Raw genomic sequence first — 2,257 nt, forward strand, 5'->3', positions numbered from 1 at the left:
ACAAACCGGCCAAGCTCGCCAAGTTCGTTGAACGTGACGAGCTGACGTTCCCGCTGCTCAGCGACCCCGAGAAGAAGGTCCTCACCGAGTGGGGTGCATTCGGCGAGAAGAAGATGTACGGCAAGGTGGTCAACGGCGTGATCCGCTCGACGTTCCTCGTCGACGAGAACGGCACCATCGAGGTCGCCCAGTACAACGTGCGTGCCACCGGGCATGTCGCCAAGCTGCGGCGCGATCTGTCGGTCTGACCCGCAGCGGCATGCCGGACACCGAGCTGCTCGTTCCCCGCAAACGCCCCGCGCAGGAACGCAGCAAACGCAAGTTTCAGGCGATGCTCGGCGCCGCCCGCGAACTGCTGATCGAGGTCGGCGTCGAGTCGCTGACATGCGAGGAGATCGCCGTCCGCGCCGAGGTGCCGATCGGCACGCTGTATCAGTACTTCGCCAACAAGTACGTAATCGTCTGCGAGCTCGACCGGCAGGACACGGTCGCCGTCCGTGAGGAGCTGGCCGCGTTCGCCGGCGGGGTGCCCTCGCTCGAATGGCCGCATCTGCTGGAGAAATTCCTCGACCACCTCGCCGCACTGTGGCGTAACGATCCGTCGCGCCGCGCGGTGTGGCTGGCGGTGCAGTCGACACCGTCGACGCGACTGACCGCCACCCAGAACGAACGTCTGCTCGCCGAGCTCGTGGCCCGCGCACTGGCACCGCTCACGCCGTCGCAGCGGGGCCGTCGCGAGATGATGTCGCAGGTGCTGGTGCACACCACCTACTCGCTGCTGAGCCTGTCGGTGCAGGATGTGACGCAGCACGAGGAGATCGTCGCCGAACTCAAACGGATGCTGGCCGGCTACCTGCTGCTGGAAGAGTCCGTCGCAGAAGGTAGCTGACCGGTCAGCCTTGCGACGGCGCATCCTCCAGGATGGCGACGGCGGCGGCGGTGTCGCCGTCGTGGGTGAGTGAGACATGGACGACGGTGTCGCGCAACAGGTCCGCGATCTCGCCGCCCAGCCGGATGGCGGGGCGGCCCCAGTTGTCGGTGACCACCTCGATGTCGCTGTGCCGGATCACCGGCAGCAGCGGTTTGCGGCCGTAGCGGCTCACCGACCACGCCTTGATCACCGCCTCCTTGGCGGCCCACCGGGCGGCGAGATGCAATGCGTCATCGCCGGTTCCGACGCCGGCATCACGACGCTCCCGTGTGGTGAAGCGGTCACCGAAGGTGGTGCCGGCCTGCGCGAGTTGCTCCTTGAAGCCGGGGACCGACACGATGTCGATCCCCACGCCCAATACGCTCATCGCACCGACCCTACGCCGTACTCGCCCGATGCACCCAGGCGTGCCGAATCATCGAGCAGCAGTGCGGATTCGGCGTCGTGCTCGTCGTGGTCGGCGTCGAAACGACGGCCCGACGGGCGCGTGTAGGCGGCTTCGCCACCGCACATCGCTTCCAGCAGACGCTGGTTGCCCAGGCGCTCACGCTCGGCGGCCCGCTCGCGGTAGTCGTCGGCGACGGCCGGATCCAGTGTCGCCACAAAGGCTTCCGGATGGACCACCGCGACGAGCCCGGACACGTGACCGAAGCCGAGGCTGGTGAGCAGACCGGCCTTGAGCGGGAAACGCTCACCGAGGTGCAGGGTGTCGCGCGCCCACACCAGGTGCGGGTAGTCGGCCATCTTCTCGTCGACGCAGTCGAGGCTGCGGTTGGGCGGGATCACCCCGTCACGCAGCACCTGGCACAGCCCGATCAGCTGGAAGGCCGCCGCGCCGCCCTTGGCGTGACCGGTCAACGACTTCTGCGACACCACGAACAGCGGTGCGCCCTCGCTGCGGCCGATCGCCGAGGCGAGCCGCTCGTGCAGTTCGGACTCGTTGGGATCGTTTGCGCGGGTGGAGGTGTCGTGTTTGGAGATCACCGCCACCTCGTCGGCGCTCACCCCGAGTGTGGCCAGCGCACCGGCCAGGGGCGAGGTAAGCCCGCCGCGGGCCGCGCCGAGCGCGCCGAGTCCGGGTGCCGGGATGGAGGTGTGCACGCCGTCGCCGAAGCTCTGCGCCCACGCCACCACACCGAGGACCGGTAGCCCCATCTGGGCAGCTACGTCGCCGCGGGCGAGCAGAATCGTTCCACCGCCCTGCGATTCGACGAACCCGCCGCGGCGCCGGTCGTTGGCGCGGGAGTAGCGACGTTCGTCGATGCCGCGTGCGGCCATCTTGGCCGATTCGGCGGTGGCCGACATGTCACCGAACCCGACGATCCC

At 68.4% G+C, this 2,257-nt stretch carries 3 protein-coding genes and 1 pseudogene; 2 read left to right on the forward strand and 2 right to left on the reverse strand.

Going from position 1 to position 2,257, the window contains the following annotated elements:
- Together KDB67_RS13705 and KDB67_RS13710 are read left to right on the forward strand one after the other, a co-directional pair.
- A partial coding sequence (locus tag KDB67_RS13705; RefSeq protein WP_291016547.1) for a redoxin domain-containing protein occupies positions 1 to 248 on the forward strand: 248 nt, incomplete at its 5' end.
- 11 nt (positions 249 to 259) lie between these two features.
- Positions 260 to 889 (forward strand): TetR/AcrR family transcriptional regulator, encoded by a 630-nt coding sequence (locus tag KDB67_RS13710; RefSeq protein WP_291016549.1) that lies wholly within the window; start codon positions 260 to 262, stop codon positions 887 to 889.
- Between the two features lie 4 nt (positions 890 to 893).
- Here KDB67_RS13710 and KDB67_RS13715 read toward each other — a convergent pair whose 3' ends face one another.
- Together KDB67_RS13715 and KDB67_RS13720 are read right to left on the reverse strand one after the other, a co-directional pair.
- Positions 894 to 1,298, reverse strand: a complete 405-nt coding sequence (locus tag KDB67_RS13715; protein ID WP_291016551.1) for a holo-ACP synthase — start codon at positions 1,296 to 1,298, stop codon at positions 894 to 896.
- A pseudogene (locus tag KDB67_RS13720) lies at positions 1,295 to 2,257 on the reverse strand (beta-ketoacyl synthase); the annotation flags it as partial. The pseudogene KDB67_RS13720 and the gene KDB67_RS13715, both read right to left, overlap by 4 nt.

Origin of the sequence: Gordonia sp. (in: high G+C Gram-positive bacteria), from assembly GCF_020438995.1 — a bacterium.
GTDB lineage: Bacteria > Actinomycetota > Actinomycetes > Mycobacteriales > Mycobacteriaceae > Gordonia.